Raw genomic sequence first — 15,399 nt, 5'->3', positions numbered from 1 at the left:
GCCGATTCACAACCTGATGGAAGACGCCGCCACCGCAGAGATATCCCGCGCTCAGCTGTGGCAGTGGCTGCACAGCGGCGTCAAACTGGGAGACGGGCGCGTGCTGGACCAGGGGCTGTTCGACGAGCTGTACGCCGACGAAACTGCCAAGCTGGGCGCAGAATTTGCCGCCGCCGCCGCCCTCTTTAAGCGCACGGCCACTGAGCAACCCCTGATGGAATTTCTAACGCTGCCCGGCTATCAGCAACTCGCCTGAGTCGTGACCAGCCCATGACCCTGACCGAACCGCCCGAATCCGGCCTGCCCCGGCTTAAGTCGGGCCGGACCCGCAGCGGCGACACCAGCAGTGTCCGCACGCTGGAACGCGGCCTGACAGTGCTCTCGGCGCTGGCCGAACTGCGTGAGGGCACCTTGACCCAGATCGCCAAGAAAGCCGGGCTGTCGGCCAGTACCGCCTACCGGCTGCTCGAAACACTGCGCCAACAGGGCTACGTAGAGTGGGAGGAGCGTTCGGGGCTGTTCAGCGTGGGTCTGCGGGCCTATCAGGTCGGGGCGGCCTTCAGCGGGCGCAACTCGCTACTCAGTGCGGCCCAGGGCGAGATGCAGGCGCTGGTGCAAGACCTTAACGAGACGGCCAATCTGGCGGTGCGGCGCGGCAGCGAGGCGGTGTATGTCTATCAGGTCGAGGCGCGGCAGATGATGCGGATGTTCACGCAGATCGGCGCAGTGGCCCCGCTGCACTGCTCGGGCGTGGGCAAGGTCATGCTAGCGTGGCTGCCCGCCGACGAGGTGCGGCAGCTGATCGGCGAAGGCCCCTACCCGGCCTATACCCCCGCTTCGCTGACGGGCCTCATGGCCCTGAGCCGCGAACTGCAAACGGTGCGTGACCAGGGCTACGCGCTGGACAACGAAGAACGCGAGCTGGGCGTGCGCTGCCTCGCTACGCCAGTCCGGGATAGCAGCGGCGGGGTGGTGGCCTCCCTGAGCATTTCCGCGCCGACTTCCCGCTTTCCCAGAAAGAATATTCCGGAGACGCTAGCGCGGGTGCGGCTGGCCTCGGACCAGATTTCTGCGCGGCTGGGGTGGCGGCCTTAGAGCAGTCCTCCGAATTACGGGCACGTCGGAAAAACACCGCCGCCCCCTTCATTCTCCGTCCTGCTCTTTTTCTTTCACTCGTTCCACTCGGCGAAAAGATGGTCAAAAGAGCACCATCTTCTTGCACAATGCTCTAGACCGGGTTCCGGCCTACCCCATGTATCTGTACAATTGGCGGCGGCGCAGGGTCTGCCGCCCCTGGAGGTGTTAAGGATGAATCCGCCAAGTGTGTCCCTGAGTCCCACGGCCCGGGCGCTGGCGCAGCACCTCCATACCGAGCTGCGCGAACGCTGGGTTCTGTTACCGGGTGAGACACCGGCGAGTTACACCCTGAGCAGTGCCCGCGCCGCGCCCGTTCCAGACGACCTGAGGGGCCGCCGCGCCGAGCTGATTGTGGAAGCGTCCGACCTCGATATGCTGCGCCGCGCCCTGGAGGGTGACGCCGACGCCGTCGCGGTGGATTTTGACGACACCTTCTCGCCTACCCCGCAGAACGTGCAGGCCGCCTACGACGCGCTGCCCTGGGTCACGCGGTCGCCAAAGCCGCTGCTGGCCCGCACCCGCGCCCTGTACGCCACCGAGCCGCACCTGAATTTCGGCGGCCCAGGCCCAAGCCCAGCCCCAGCCCCAGCCCCAGCTATCGCGGCCCTGTGCGACCTCAGCGCCCTGCTGGCGGCCCGCCCCGAACGGCCTGTGCACCTGTACATTCCCAAGCTGGAAACCCCCGCCGAGGCGCAGTTCTGGCAAGACGCGCTGTTAGTGGCCGAACAATTCCTTGGTCTGGCTCCCAATACGGTAAAGACCTGTCTGCAAATCGAGACGTTCAGCGGGCTGATGAACATCGGGGCCATTTTCCAGCTGCTGGCCCCCAGAACTTACGGCTTGAACGCTGGACGCTGGGATTATGTATTCAGCCTGACCAAGCACCTGGGCAGCACGCAAAAAGGAGGCGGGCGCACCACGCCGCTGCCCCCCAGATTCCAGCTGACGATGGACGTGGACGCCATGCGGGTCTACGCCGAATATCTGGTGCAGGTGTGCCGGGCGCACGGCGCACAGGCCATCGGCGGCACAGCTTCGCTCGCCCCCGACCCCGCCGACCCGCAACCCGCGCTAGCTGCCGTGCTGGCCGATAAACAGCGCGAGGCGGCCCAGGGCTTTACCGCCGCCTGGGCCGGACTTCCCGAACTGCTGGAACCCGTGCGGCGCGGCTTCGATCACGCCAAGCAGACAAGCACTTTTGACCTCGGTGCCGACCTGTACCAGCGCCTGACCAATCTGCCCGACCCCTCCCCTATTGCCGTAGACGATGTGCAAGACGCCATTGGTCTGGCCCTCGCCGTATTCGGCGCGTGGTACGAGGGGCGTGGGGTAGTGGTCAGAAAGGGCCGCATCGAGGACACAGCCACCGCCGAACTCGCCCGTGCCCAGCTGTGGCAGTGGGTGCAAGTGGGAGCCGTGCTGAACGACGGCCAGCCGCTAACGCCCGGGCGCTACCGGGCCGAGCGCCAGCGGCTGTGCGCCGACCCTGAACCTGCGGCCCGACTACTTGACGCGCTGGTTCTCAGCGGAACCTGCCCCGACTACTTTCCACGCGTGGCGCAACAACTAGCCCAGCAGCCTGCCGCCCATACCCCAGGAGCCAACCCATGATTTCCCCTGACCCCAGACTGACCCAGACTGTATTGGACGCCTGCGAGTCCTTGGCCTGCTACAGCGAGGTCGCGGGCGAGATTACCCGCACTTACCTCTGCCCCACCACCAGACAGGTTCACGCGCACCTGACCGACTGGGCCAGCCGACTGGGCATGTCAACGCGGGTAGACGCCGTGGGCAACCTGCGCTCACGCCTGGAAAGCCGCGTGCCCGACGCACCGACGCTGTATATCGGCTCTCACCTGGATACGGTGCCTAACGCCGGGCGCTACGACGGCATCCTGGGCGTGGTCATGGGCTACGCGCTGGTCGAGACGCTGGCGGGTCAGGCACTGCCTTACAGCATCGAGGTGCTGGGGTTTTCCGAGGAAGAGGGCGTGCGCTTCGGCGTGTCGTTCATCGGCAGCCGGGCGCTGGTAGGCACCGCCGAGGAGCTGCTGAGCGTGCAGGACAAAAGCGGCCAGAGCGTGCAAGACGCGGTGGTGGGCTACGGCCTCGATCCCCAGGAGCTACTCCAGGCGCGGGCCAGTGGGCAGGCGCTGGGCTACCTTGAATTTCACATTGAGCAGGGGCCGGTTTTGCAGAACTTGGGAGCCGGTCTGGGGGTGGTCAGCGCCATCGTGGGACAAAACCGACTGACGCTGGAATTCACCGGACAAGCCTCGCACGCGGGCACCACGCCCATGTACCTGCGGCGCGACGCTCTGGCCGCCGCCGCCCGCTTTATGGTCGCCGCCGAGGACCTGGCCCGCGCCACGCCCGGACTGGTGGCAACGGTGGGCATGGTCGAGGCCCGGCCCGGCGCTGGCAACGTCATTCCCGGCGCGGCGAGCTGCTCGCTGGACATCCGCCACGAGCATGACGACGTGAGGGCCACGGCGCTGCAAAAGCTGCTGGAGGTGGCCCAGCACGAGGCCCAGGCGCGGCAAGTGAGCTTCAGGGTGGTTCCCCACATGACCGAGGCCGCCATCCCCATGAACACGCAGTTCAAGGCGCTGCTGCACCAGGCTGCCGGAGAGCTGGGGCTGCCTCACCCCGAGCTGGTCAGCGGCGCGGGCCACGACGCGCAGATCATGGCGCAGCAGATGCCCGCCGCTATGCTGTTCGTGCGTTCGCCCAACGCCCTGAGCCACCACCCCGACGAGATGGTTAACGCCGAGGACGTGACGGCGGCCCTGCGCGTGGGTGTGCGCTTCCTGGAGCAGCTGGCTGAAACGGTTGGCGCATGAGTGTTGGCTACGATCTGATCGTGCGCGGCGGGCTGGTGGTCACGCCTGACGGGGTGCGCCAACTCGACCTCTGTATCGGCGGCGGCGAAATTACGGCTGTGACCGAAAATGCACCGGGGGGTAGACGTGAGGTAGACGCCACCGGCCTGCATGTCTTTCCCGGCGTGGTGGACGCCCATGTTCACCTGAATGAGCCGGGCCGCACCGCCTGGGAGGGCTTCGAGACGGGCACGCGGGCACTGGCGGCGGGCGGCGCGACCACCTTTTGCGATATGCCGCTTAACAGTTCGCCGCCCGTCCTGACGCCCGAACGCTTTGAGGAAAAGGCGGCGCTGGGCCGCGCAAAATCGCTGCTGGACTTCGGGCTGTGGGGCGGCCTGACCCCGCTGAATCTGGAGCAGTTGGATGATCTGGCCGAGTGCGGCGTGATGGGCCTCAAGGCGTTCATGTCGCACAGTGGCCTGGAAGAATTTCCCGCTGCCGACGATCTGACGCTGTTCGAGGGCATGCAAACCGCCAGACGGCACGGACTGGTCGTGGCGACCCACGCCGAGAGCAACGAATTGACCCGTCGCCTGAGTGAAGTGGCCCGCGCCGGGGGCAAAACAGGTGTGCGTGACTATCTGGAAAGCCGCCCGGTGGTCACCGAGATCGAGGCGGTGCAGCGTGCCCTGCTCTTTGCCCACGAAACGGGCGCGGCGCTGCATCTGGTTCATGTGAGCAGCGGCGAGGCGGTGGCGCTGGCTTACGAGGCCAAACAGAAGGGCACCGACGTGACCACCGAAACCTGCCCGCACTACCTGCACTTTACGGACGAGGACGTGGAACGTGTAGGCGCGGCCCTGAAATGTGCCCCGCCGCTGCGCTCCCGGCAGGTGCAAGATGAGTTGTGGCGCGAGTTGCTGGCCGGTCACATCGACATCGTGGGCAGTGACCACTCGCCCGCGCCGCCCGACATGAAGATTAGTACGGATTTTTTTAACCTCTGGGGCGGCATTTCCGGCGCCCAGAGCACCCTGAACGTGCTGCTTGAAGCGGCCTGGCACCAGCGCGGTGTCCCCCTGGAAATCGTGGCGGCACTGGCTGCCCTGAACCCGGCCCGGCGCTTTGGCCTAAGCGGGAAAGGCCAGCTGGCTGCCGGTTTCGACGCCGACTTTACCCTGGTCAATCTGAACGAGCGCTTTACCCTAACCGACTTGCACGACCGCTGGCAGCACAATCCCTACCGGGGCCAGAGCTTCCAGGGGCAGGTACAGTCCACCTATGTGCGGGGCCGGGCCGTTTACCAACACGGGCAATTTGCACAGCCGGGGCAGGCGCGAGTGCTCAAGCCTGCTAGGTTGAGCTAAAAAAATCTCAGGTGCCGTTCGGTAGTCCCTGAGGGTTAACCAGTTCCCTGCTGGCCTGAGCATCTGGCGAAAAACCGTTCTAGTCGCTCTAAACCTGCCCACGTCATACGGGTCGTTGACAACCCGCAAGAACACTGGGGGGCCAATTTCACGCCCAGAACCCGGTTGACTCCGAGCGGACGCGAGGAGGAACAACAGACGGACTGGGCGGAGTGGAGCGCAGTCCGTATGACCCGATTACTCGGCAGCCAACCTAGCCTCTTACCCCCGGCGACTTGCGCTAAAGGCTTGCACAAAGGCGCGTGGGCTGCTCTCAGCCGCGCCGCAAAGGGTCTGTACCGCAGCAGCACCGGGCAGCGGTACCCGGCCTCCAGCCAGATAGGGGGCCAGTACTGGCGGCGCGTCGGTGAGCTGGCGCAAAGAGGCGGTGGGCAGGGTCAGTTCGCCGGAACCAAATCCGGCCAGTTGGGAAAGCAAGGAGAGGTGTTGGGCCTCGCTCGCCCCCAGTTGCGCGGCAGTGGCGGCCAGTTCGGGGTGGCCCAGTTCAGCAAATTGGTGCGTGGCGGCGATATAGGCGCTGGTAAAGACCGCCTCGAGTTGCAGGCCCGTCTCGGCAAAGCTACGGGCGTCGCTGTTCAGGTCGGCGGGCAGGTTAAAGGTGCGGGTCAGGGGCTTACCCCCCAGTGAGGTCAGCAGTTCCAGGTGATGCTGCTCGGCCTGAAGCACGCGCCCCAGCTGCTGGCGGGTGTCGTCGTCCATGCGGAACTGTGCGCCGCTTAGGGCATGAAAGTAGAAGGTGACGGCCAGGGCCTCGGCGGTGGTCGCCAGGTTGAGCAATTCTGCGGGCGATTTGGGCACCGCTGCGGCGGCAACAGGCGTAGCCGTCTGGCCGAAAGCCTGCCCAAATCCGGCAAAGGCCGTTACCCCGCCCAGCACACGCAAAAAGCCTCTGCGGTTTTCAATGTCAGTCATGTCGTTCTAGTCTCCAGAAAGCCGTGAAGTGGTCTGCTGTTTATTTCACGGCTTTCACTACTTCAAAATGCTTCAGGTCAAAGGGTTGACCCGCTCCTGCTCAGGCGACTGGGCTCAGGCGACTGGGCGACCCCAGAAGCGGTGTTCGGCCAGCGCCTTGAGGATGTCGTTCTTCGTGGCCCCAGCGTCATGTCCGGCCACGATACCGTGAGCCTTGAGCGAAGCGGTGCTCGTCCACAGCCAGCCTGAACCGGCGACTTCCGAGAGGTTTTGTACCGGGGCGGCCTTGCCAGCGGGGGCTTTAGCGTCGGCCTTGCCGCCCACCGCTTTCAGGGCCTTGCCGATGGGCGAGGCGGTCAGCAGTTCGGCGCCCTCAGAGAGCGCAAAGATGGGCTTGGCGTGGCGGTAGCACTCCACCACGAAGTTCTGCGCCTCGGGGCGGGCCACCAGGGCCTGCACGCTGGCGGCTCCACCAGGAACCAGCACCGCGTCGTAGAGCACCGGGTCGGTGTTGGAAAGGGTCTTTTTGGCTTCCAGGCCGTCAATCAGGCCCAGGCGGGTGCCTACCAGTTCGCTCTTGGCTCCGGCGGCGGCCAATTCAGCCTGCACCGCCTTGACCTGCGCCGTGTTCACGCCGGGCGCAATCAGAATCGCCACCTTGCGGCCCTTGGGCAGTTTGGGCTGGCCGCCTTCTTGGCTCAGGGCCTTGGCTTTTTGCAGCTTGCCGGAGGCCGTGGTCTTGGAAGTCGCCGTCGCTAGCAGCGCCACTTCATCTGCGCTGTCTTGTGCGCCGCCGGGCTTGGCGGTCTTGGTCGTGCGCGGTTGTTCACCCAGCGCGATAGCCACCTGCGAGGCCAGCGTCTCGTTAACCTTTTCCAGATGGTCAAGCATATGCAGGCGCAGGTCGCGCCGTTCGCACATGCTCAGCTCGAAGGCCCAGGACTTGGCGATATGCTCGCGCTCCACGGGCGTCATAGAGTTCCAGAACAGTTTTGCCTGACCATAGTGGTCGCTGAAGCTGTTGGCGCGGGCACGCTGCTTGGTGTCGCGCATCTGCTCGGGGTAGCTCACGAAGCCGTGCGCTCCGGCAGGGGCAGGCAGGTTCGCAGCCATGGTGTTGGGAAAGTAAGCCACCCGGCCCGGGTTGATGGTCTGGCGCATGTGGCCGTCGCGCTGGTTGTTGCGAACTGGGGTCAGCGGGCGGTTGATGGGCAGCTCGTTCCAGTTGGGGCTGCCCAGGCGCGAGAGCTGGGTGTCGAGGTAGCTGAAAGTGCGGCCCTGGAGCAGTGGGTCATTGGAAAAGTCCATGCCGGGCACGATATTGGTGGGCATGAACGCCACCTGCTCGGTCTCGGCAAAGTAGTTGTCGGGGTTGCGGTTGAGCACGATATGCCCGACGCGTTGCACCGGCACAAGGTCTTCAGGAACAAGCTTGGTAGGATCAAGCACGTCAAAATCCCACCCGGCGGCCTGCTTCTCGGTAAAGACCTGCACGCCAAATTCCCACTCCAGGGTGCCGCCCTGGTCGATGGTGTCCCACATGTTGCGGCGGTGAAAGTCGGCGTCCTTACCAGCAATCTTCTGCGCCTCGTCCCAGACCAGCGAGTGCGCACCCAGTACGGGCTTAAAGTGGTACTTCACGAAATGGGCCTGGCCCTGCGCGTTAATCAGGCGGAAAGTATGGACCCCGAAGCCGTCCATCATGTCGAAACTGCGCGGGATGGTGCGGTCGGAGTGCAGCCACATCATCATGTGCATGGCCTCGGGGGTCTGCGAGATGAAGTCGTAGAAGGTGTCGTGGGCGCTGGCTGCCTGCGGAATCTCGCGGTGCGGCTCAGGCTTGACCGAGTGAATCAGGTCGGGAAATTTGATGGCGTCCTGAATAAAAAACACGGGAATGTTGTTGCCAACGATGTCCCAGTTGCCTTCTTTGGTATAGAACTTGACGGCAAAACCGCGCACGTCGCGGGGGGTATCCACCGACCCGCGTGAACCGGCCACCGTGGAAAAGCGCACGAACAGCGGCGTTTCGACACCGACTTCGGTCAGTACCTTGGCCGTGGTGTATTCGGCCAGCGACCTGTCGAGCCGGAAGTAACCGTGCGCCCCTGCCCCGCGTGCGTGCACGACGCGTTCGGGAATACGCTCATGGTCAAAGTGCATGATTTTTTCGCGAAAAAAGAAGTCCTCGAGCAGCGTGGGGCCGTGTACGCCCGCCCGCAGGCTGTTCTGGTCGTCGCTGACCGGGTGACCCATGTTGTCGGTCAGGGTCTTGCCGCCGGGCGCAGTGTTAGCGCTCAGGTCATCAGCCTTGGTGTCAGCGTCAAAGGTGGGCAGGGTGTCTTGCAGGGCGATAGGAGTAGAGCGTTTGCGCTTGGGCATGGTGAAAAACCTCTCTTGGATAGAAGCGGCAACGTTATGCTAAAACCGCTGACGGGGAGCCTTACTGCATTTATAAGGAGCTGCCGGGTGTAAAAGAGTTCGTATCGCTTTCCCCAATTGGCGTCGCCAATGCCACGCCTCAAGTCCTCCCTAGTCTCAAAATGGCGCTTGTGCAGGTCATGGTTGAGTGGCCGCCACTCGCCCTCCATCAGATTCAGTTCTCCTCATAGACGGCGCTGCATGTATGAATACTTGGATACGACGTTCTCTCATACGGACTCCGAGGGCGGCGCGACGGTCTTTTTGCGTTCCAGACAAGATTATACGCACTGCGGTCTGTTGCGTCGACCACCCACAAAGATGCCACTAGCAACTTGAACTCGCCAGATTCCAACCGATACCGACTTAGCTCGTTATCAATGATAGAACGCTGTACTAGCCCGGTTTCAGCAGCGTGTGGCCCATGTGGCTTGCCAGATCAGTCAGATGATTGTAGATGTAAGTGTACGTGTCGTGTTCGCGGTATACCGCCACCTTATTGCCGCACCCAGCGTCCAGATTGTGGTGCAGCGCCTTGCTAGCGTTGTATGCGCTGCTGGCGTCCGTGGCGTGCAGCGCGGGGCGTATTCGTGTCCTCCTGGCATTCCTCCTCCTTTTGACTCGTGTTGCTTACTTCTGTCGCGCTGCTTCCTGCCGCCCCGATTTTCAAAAAGTGCCGCTTCCGGGCGTTAGGAAAGCGGCGGGTCTGGTCTCAGGTGGTCGATGCCCTCGGCGCGGTAACGGGCCTGCATCTTCAGGTAATCACGCGGGGCAAAGCCGGTCCAGTCGCGGGCGCGGCCTTCTAGCGGCCCCTTGACCTTGCCGGGCGTGCCGGTCACCAGCACATAGTCGGGCACCCGGCTCCTTTCCAGAACCACACTGCCCGCCGCGATCAGCGACCCTGCACCGATCTCCGAGTAGGGCAGCACCGCTGCGCCGATACCGATGAGAGTCTGATTGCCGATGGTACAGCCCTCGATCACCGCGCCGTGGCCCACCGTGACGTGGTCGCCCAGCACAGTGTCGGCGTCGGCGCTGCTGTGAACGACCGCGTTGTCCTGCAAAGTGCAGTTCTGGCCCACCCGGATGGCCCCGAAATCCCCGCGTAGTACGCAGCCGAACCAGACCGAGGTACCGTCTCCGACCTCCACGTCACCGATGAGAACAGCGGTAGGGGCCAGAAACACGTCCTGGCCGATCTTCGGAGTCTTCCCTCCCAACGGGATGATCAGGGCCACCGTGCGCCCTCCTGGATTCCGGTTGTTCTGCTTCGTCCCCTGCGCCGCGTTGCGCTGGCTCCGCTCCAAACTGTCATCCCTCAAGCCCAGGCATCAACGAGATAAAGTTCTCGCCGACCCCGATTTTGGCCGTTTCAGACGCAATGCGGATGTCGGCGACCACGTGCCCAAAGTGGCCCATGCCGCTGCCCAAGAACCCGGCTCCGGCCCCGTTGAAGATCGCCAGGCCGACATCGTTGTTGAACATCAGTTCCTCCATCACTTCGACAAAGTCCCGGCGCATGTCCATGTTTACGCTGTTGAGGTGCTCGGGGCGGTTCATAGTGACGGTGACGACGCCGCGTTCGTCAAATTCGTACAGCAGCGCTTTATAGGCTCTGGGGGCGAGTTTGGTCATGCGCGGTGACCATCCTGAACCGCCTCGCGCCTGTAGATCGTGACCGCCTTGATCGCTGCGTTTGGGGTTGCCGCATTCGGGGCCGTGTCAGTCGTGGTCGTCTCGGTCTGGGTCATGTCACTCACCTTTTTAGCGCTACTTTGACGACGTCTTTTTCCTTCCCCGCCATGAGTTCGATCCAAACGTTGCCGTACTGCTTCATGGTTCGACGATTCAATAGTGCAGCAATGAGGTTCAGCTAAAGCGAAAAATCCTGTCTCCGACATCAGTAGACCTCCTTTAACACACGAAATATCTTCAGGATGCAGCTGACATGCTCCACAGGTTGTCGGAAACTGCTCAGCACTCGATTTTCCTCTTTCTGCTGTCGGTGCATCGTTGTCGGCTCGGCATCAGATTAGTGCGGTTTCGCGCTGGGGGTGGTAGGGGCACAGTCCTGGCAATTGCGGTTGGCCGCGCCCCTGAGAAAGAGGTCGGTCACGTACCACGCCATCTGCGCCGCGTCGCTGAAGTGCCTGCGGGCAGAGTCCGACAGGTAGATTTCAACGTGCGCCGCGTACAGCCGGGCCAGCAGCCGAGCGTCGCCGGGGATGATCTCGCCCGCGTCTATCCCGCTGTGCATAATTTGCTCGAGTTGGTCGGGCAGCGCCGCCTGATACTGCCGGATCAGCCGGGTGCGCGTCTCGCCCTGAAAACGCTGGTTGTCGCGCCGCACCAGTTGCATGACCCGTTGATCCTCGGCGGGCAGGCTAAGATACAGAAAAGTCAGGCGGCTCAGGCGATCACGAGCGGTGCCCCGGTAGCCCAGCGCCGGTCGCAGAAGTTCGCCCAGCACCGCGAGCTTGCGGGCCATCATCGAGAGAAACACGTCCTCCTTGCTGCTGAAGTGGTGGTAGATAGCCCCCTTGGTCACGCCACATGCCTCGGCAATGTCGCTGAGCTTCAGCTCGTCGTAGGGGCGTGACACGAATAGCCTCGCAGCGGCATCCAACAGATCAGCAATGGTGGTTTCAGAGTTGCGGGCCATATGTCCTAGTGTGCTGGGTTTGAGGGAAACAGTGTGCAGGCAAGGTGATGGGGCAGTGGTGTGTGTGCATACCTGTGGGTATGTTACCAGTCCGAAGAACAGGCGTGCTCGGGTATGGAGTCGCCACAGGGGGGAAGGTCGTCAATTTACATACTTACGAGTATGTAAATGCTACGCTTGACTTATGTCCCTGTCAGTCAGGCCTCAAGCGTCCTTTCCGGTCATTGATGGCAAGGTGCTGGAAGTTGTTCATTACGCGGGCGTGGCCCCGGACTCCCCCACCCTGGTCTTTTTGCACGAGGGGCTGGGCAGCGTGGGGCAGTGGCACGACTTTCCGCAGCGGCTGTCCCACGCGACAGGTTGCGCCGCGCTGGTCTACAGCCGGGCCGGGTACGGCCAGAGCGATCCCGTGGCGCTGCCGCGCCCGAACCGCTACCTTCACCACGAGGGCCTGGTGGTGCTTCCCGACCTGCTGCGGCACCTGGGTATTGGCCACCACATTCTGATTGGCCATTCCGATGGCGGCAGCATCGCGCTGATCAGTGCCGGGGGTGCGCCTCAGCCTGGCCTGCTCGGCGTCATCACCGAGGCGGCGCATGTCTTCAACGAGCAGATCAGCTACGACTCGGTTCAGCAGACCAGAGTCGCCTACGAAACGACTGACCTGCGTAACAAGCTGGCCCGCTACCACAAAGACGTGGACAACGCCTTCTTGGGCTGGAACGACGTGTGGCTTAGCGCCGACTTCTGGAACTGGAACCTGGAAGAATACCTGCCGCGCATCCGGGTGCCGCTGCTGGTCATGCAGGGCGAGCAGGACCAGTAAGGCAGCGTGAAGCAGGTGGACGCTATCGTGTCGCAGGCGGGGGCCGAGGCCGAGAAAGTGATGCTGCCGGACTGCGCCCACATCCCGCACAAGGAAGCGGCGGAGGCGACCTTTGAAACGATGTGGCGCTTTATCGCTGGACTAACGACGTATACGGATTCCGATTGAACCAGGCCATTTTGGATTCAATCCCAGCGGCGGCGCGTAGGAAAAGATACGGGTTTTGCTAACGTCCGGCACACCTGGAAAAGCACTAGCTATGCCTGTGGCAACAGCTCTGCGAGTCCATAGCGTGAAATCCGTAGTAGAGCGTTTTGCATATCCGAGGGAGGCGCCCGAATACGCTCTGCGGCGCAGCTCTACGGGTGCAGAATGAAACGAACGACGGAACCTCCGCTAAGGTGCGCGTCATTCGGAAACCTGCTCTAAACTGCGCTATGACGCCTGCCAACGCCGGGCAGCTGGCCCCGCCCTGCGGAGCGAATTTCTAAGCCCAGAAATCGTGGCCCAGCACATGTGCTCGGAGCTTGACCGCCTGGAGCAGGCCATTCGCCGCGCCCCACTACTCTGCTGCCGCGCCGCGCCTCAACCCCTGCCCGGGAACTTGAACACAGCATAAAGGTCACAAGGGAACGGCCAGCAGAGCGCCGAGGACCTGCTGGCAAAGCTGTCCCAGATTACAGATTAGCAAAACCTTTTAACCCTTAACCCGAGCAGACGCGAGCTGGAGAAAAGAGAAAGGGGTTCCGGCGTGAAGTTGGCGACCCGGCGCCCCTGGGGGTTGTCAGCACGACAGACGGCAGTGTGTATCACATCCCCGCCGGGGCCACGTTTGATAGCTTAACCGGGTTGTGATCTTTAACCAATCTTCAGGTAGGAAGCTGTCCGGCGGGTCGTGCGGCGGCGTTCCTGGTGGGGGGTACTGCCGAAAGGGCTACTCTTTACCTCCTCGGCTTTCGTTGGCAGGGCAGCCGTTGACAGGGCAGCCATTGGCAGGGCAGCCGACCAAGCGCCCGTGGCAGGTGGCGCGGTGCTAAGTTATGCCCTGCGCCGACTGCTCGGCATGATTCCCACGCTACTCATTATCTCGCTGGTGTGCTTCGCGGTCATCAAGTTGCAGCCTGGCAGCTTTTTCGACCAGTACCGCGATGACCCGCGCGTGACCAAGGCGCAGATCGACGCTTACAACCACCGCTACGCGCTCGACCAGCCGAATGTGGTGCAGTACCTTATCTGGCTCAAGAACATCTTGTTCCACGGCGACCTGGGCTACTCCTTTGCCAATGACCGCCCCGTGACTTCGATGATCGGCGAACGCCTAGGATGGACGGTGTTCCTGTCGGTGCTGACCCTGCTGGTCAGTTGGCTGCTGGCCGTGCCGCTGGGCATCTACACCGCGCTCGGGCAGGCGGCCTTTAGCAACCCGCGCAAGACGCTGGGCGACCGCGTGGCGATTGGGGCGAACTACCTGATGAATTTTTTCGGCTATATCAGCATGGCGATTCCTGATTTTCTGGTGGCGCTGCTGCTGGTGGGCTGGCTGCTGGCGCACCACAAGACCAATGTGGGCGGTCTATTCAGCCCCGAGTTTATTGACGCGCCGTGGAGCTGGGCCAAAGTCAAAGACCTGCTTAGTCACCTGTGGGTACCCATGATCGCCATCGGGCTGGAAGGCGTGGCGGGCCTGATGCGGCAGATGCGGGCGTCCATGCTAGACGTGATCAATCAGGACTACGTACGCACCGCCCGTGCCAAAGGGCTGGCTCCCCGGACCGTGCTGTGGCGGCACGCGGTTCGCAACGCGGTCAACCCGCTTATTTCGCTGGCGGGCCTCAGTCTGCCCAGCCTGATCTCGGGCACCATCGTCGCCAGCATCGTGCTGAACCTGCCGACTATCGGCCCCTTTCTGTACGACAGCCTGATCAACAAAGACCAGTTCGTGTCGATGGCCCTCCTGATGTTCAGCGCCCTGCTACTGCTGCTGGGCAACCTGCTGGCCGACCTCGCGCTGGCCTCGGTTGACCCCCGCGTGAGGTTCGAATGACCATTGCTGCTCGTGTCCGTTCTACCGGGGGCGCCGCTCCCCGCACTCCGCTTCAGGTGGCGCTGCGGCGTTTTCAGCGCAACAAGCTGGGCGTGCTGAGCTTCTGGGTGCTGGTGGCGCTGTACCTGATCGCCATCTTCGGCGGCTTTCTCGCACCCTACACCATCACCGCGCAGCACGAGAACTACCCGTACCAGCGCCCGCAGCAGATTCACGTCATGCGTGAGGGCCACCTGACCCGGCCCTTCGTATACGGCTTCAAAAAGTCGCGCGACCCGGTCACGATGCTCTCGACCTTCGCCGAGGACACTTCGGAGCCGTTGCCCATACAGTTTTTCGTGCGCGGTGACGACCCTGCCGAGTCGCGCTACAACTTTCTGGGCGTGTTCAAAAGCCAGTGGCACCTGTTTGGCGTCCGGGACGGTTACTTTTTTCCGCTGGGCACCGACAAGTTCGGGCGCGACCTGCTCTCGCGCATCCTGGTCGGGTCGCAGGTAAGTCTGACGGTGGGCGTGATCGGTATTCTGATCAGCTTTAGCATCGGCATTCTGCTGGGCGGTATCAGCGGGTATTTCGGTGGAGTGACGGACAACATCATTCAGCGCGTGATCGAGGTTCTGCTTTCGTTTCCACGTCTGCCCATTTTGCTGGCGCTCTCAACGATCATTCCGGCCAAGTGGCCTTCGAGCTGGGTGTACCTGGGCATCGTGGCGGTGCTGGCGCTGATCGGCTGGGCGGGGCTGGCCCGCGTAATTCGGGGGCAGGTCATCAGTGCCCGCAACATGGATTATGTGCAGTCGGCCCGCGCCCTAGGGGCCAGCGACCTACGGGTTATCCTGCGCCACATCATGCCCAACCTCAGTTCGTTTCTGATCGTCACGGCGACCCTTGCCCTGCCCGGCTACATCCTGGGGGAAAGTGCGCTCAGTTTCCTGGGTCTGGGCATCAAGGAACCGATGACCAGCTGGGGCCTGCTGATGCAAGAAGCCCGCAACTTCGAGACCCTTAACCTCTACCCCTGGCTGCTGACGCCCGGCATCCTGATCGTGATCTCGGTGCTGGCCTTCAATTTCATGGGCGACGCGCTGCGCGACGCGGCGGATACCCAGAGTCGGTAAGTGGGAGGTGGTAAGTCGCTGGTCAGA

Annotated in this window: 13 protein-coding genes and 1 pseudogene; 9 read left to right on the top strand and 5 right to left on the bottom strand. The window is 63.0% G+C overall.

Annotation, left to right across the window (positions count from 1 at the left end):
- From QZ269_RS04390 to QZ269_RS04370, 5 genes and pseudogenes are all read left to right on the top strand, one after another.
- Window positions 1–256, top strand: a pseudogene (locus QZ269_RS04390) (malate synthase A); the annotation flags it as partial.
- A 14-nt stretch (window positions 257–270) separates the two neighbouring features.
- A complete protein-coding gene (locus QZ269_RS04385) occupies window positions 271–1,095 on the top strand; it encodes an IclR family transcriptional regulator (protein WP_291424694.1) in 825 nt (274 codons plus the stop codon).
- A gap of 213 nt (window positions 1,096–1,308) precedes the next feature.
- Window positions 1,309–2,748, top strand: a complete 1,440-nt coding sequence (locus QZ269_RS04380) for a malate synthase A (RefSeq protein ID WP_291424692.1) — start codon at window positions 1,309–1,311, stop codon at window positions 2,746–2,748.
- Complete coding sequence (locus QZ269_RS04375) at window positions 2,745–3,980, top strand: allantoate amidohydrolase (protein WP_291424690.1); 1,236 nt, start codon at window positions 2,745–2,747, stop codon at window positions 3,978–3,980. The genes QZ269_RS04380 and QZ269_RS04375 overlap by 4 nt, the downstream gene beginning before the upstream one ends.
- Window positions 3,977–5,329, top strand: coding sequence for an allantoinase (locus QZ269_RS04370; protein ID WP_291424688.1), 1,353 nt, complete (start codon window positions 3,977–3,979; stop codon window positions 5,327–5,329). The genes QZ269_RS04375 and QZ269_RS04370 overlap by 4 nt, the downstream gene beginning before the upstream one ends.
- 261 nt (window positions 5,330–5,590) lie before the next feature.
- Here QZ269_RS04370 and QZ269_RS04365 read toward each other — a convergent pair whose 3' ends face one another.
- From QZ269_RS04365 to QZ269_RS04345, 5 genes are all read right to left on the bottom strand, one after another.
- Complete coding sequence (locus QZ269_RS04365) at window positions 5,591–6,301, bottom strand: ferritin-like domain-containing protein (protein ID WP_291424687.1); 711 nt, start codon at window positions 6,299–6,301, stop codon at window positions 5,591–5,593.
- Between the two features lie 114 nt (window positions 6,302–6,415).
- Window positions 6,416–8,683, bottom strand: coding sequence for a catalase (locus tag QZ269_RS04360; RefSeq protein ID WP_291424685.1), 2,268 nt, complete (start codon window positions 8,681–8,683; stop codon window positions 6,416–6,418).
- Between the two features lie 728 nt (window positions 8,684–9,411).
- Window positions 9,412–9,960, bottom strand: a complete 549-nt coding sequence (locus tag QZ269_RS04355) for a gamma carbonic anhydrase family protein (protein ID WP_291424683.1) — start codon at window positions 9,958–9,960, stop codon at window positions 9,412–9,414.
- A 73-nt stretch (window positions 9,961–10,033) separates the two neighbouring features.
- Complete coding sequence (locus QZ269_RS04350; RefSeq protein ID WP_291424681.1) at window positions 10,034–10,357, bottom strand: hypothetical protein; 324 nt, start codon at window positions 10,355–10,357, stop codon at window positions 10,034–10,036.
- A gap of 397 nt (window positions 10,358–10,754) precedes the next feature.
- Window positions 10,755–11,384: a TetR/AcrR family transcriptional regulator gene (locus QZ269_RS04345; RefSeq protein ID WP_291424679.1), complete on the bottom strand. Its 630-nt coding sequence runs from the start codon at window positions 11,382–11,384 to the stop codon at window positions 10,755–10,757.
- A 184-nt stretch (window positions 11,385–11,568) separates the two neighbouring features.
- Here QZ269_RS04345 and QZ269_RS04340 point away from each other — a divergent pair, with 184 nt between their 5' ends.
- From QZ269_RS04340 to QZ269_RS04325, 4 genes are all read left to right on the top strand, one after another.
- Window positions 11,569–12,210, top strand: a complete 642-nt coding sequence (locus QZ269_RS04340) for an alpha/beta hydrolase (protein WP_291424677.1) — start codon at window positions 11,569–11,571, stop codon at window positions 12,208–12,210.
- A gap of 6 nt (window positions 12,211–12,216) precedes the next feature.
- Window positions 12,217–12,378 (top strand): hypothetical protein, encoded by a 162-nt coding sequence (locus tag QZ269_RS04335; RefSeq protein WP_291424676.1) that lies wholly within the window; start codon window positions 12,217–12,219, stop codon window positions 12,376–12,378.
- Between the two features lie 862 nt (window positions 12,379–13,240).
- Entirely contained in the window at window positions 13,241–14,254 is a 1,014-nt protein-coding gene (locus tag QZ269_RS04330) for an ABC transporter permease (RefSeq protein WP_291424674.1), read from the top strand.
- A complete protein-coding gene (locus QZ269_RS04325; RefSeq protein WP_291424672.1) occupies window positions 14,251–15,372 on the top strand; it encodes an ABC transporter permease in 1,122 nt (373 codons plus the stop codon). Before QZ269_RS04330 ends, QZ269_RS04325 begins: the two co-directional genes overlap by 4 nt.
- Window positions 15,373–15,399: the final 27 nt, after the last annotated feature.

Origin of the sequence: Deinococcus sp. (assembly GCF_018260405.1) — a bacterium.
Taxonomy (GTDB): domain Bacteria; phylum Deinococcota; class Deinococci; order Deinococcales; family Deinococcaceae; genus Deinococcus.
The sequence above is the reverse complement of the archived record's forward strand: the minus strand, read 5'-3'. Positions and strand labels throughout refer to the sequence as shown.

Coding starts and splice junctions, on each gene's coding strand:
- QZ269_RS04350 (WP_291424681.1), bottom strand. CDS start 10,357: ATGACCAAACTCGCCCCCAGAGCCTATAAAGCGCTGCTGTACGAATTT.
- QZ269_RS04370 (WP_291424688.1), top strand. CDS start 3,977: ATGAGTGTTGGCTACGATCTGATCGTGCGCGGCGGGCTGGTGGTCACG.
- QZ269_RS04380 (WP_291424692.1), top strand. CDS start 1,309: ATGAATCCGCCAAGTGTGTCCCTGAGTCCCACGGCCCGGGCGCTGGCG.
- QZ269_RS04385 (WP_291424694.1), top strand. CDS start 271: ATGACCCTGACCGAACCGCCCGAATCCGGCCTGCCCCGGCTTAAGTCG.
- QZ269_RS04360 (WP_291424685.1), bottom strand. CDS start 8,683: ATGCCCAAGCGCAAACGCTCTACTCCTATCGCCCTGCAAGACACCCTG.
- QZ269_RS04365 (WP_291424687.1), bottom strand. CDS start 6,301: ATGACTGACATTGAAAACCGCAGAGGCTTTTTGCGTGTGCTGGGCGGG.
- QZ269_RS04375 (WP_291424690.1), top strand. CDS start 2,745: ATGATTTCCCCTGACCCCAGACTGACCCAGACTGTATTGGACGCCTGC.
- QZ269_RS04345 (WP_291424679.1), bottom strand. CDS start 11,384: ATGGCCCGCAACTCTGAAACCACCATTGCTGATCTGTTGGATGCCGCT.
- QZ269_RS04325 (WP_291424672.1), top strand. CDS start 14,251: ATGACCATTGCTGCTCGTGTCCGTTCTACCGGGGGCGCCGCTCCCCGC.
- QZ269_RS04340 (WP_291424677.1), top strand. CDS start 11,569: ATGTCCCTGTCAGTCAGGCCTCAAGCGTCCTTTCCGGTCATTGATGGC.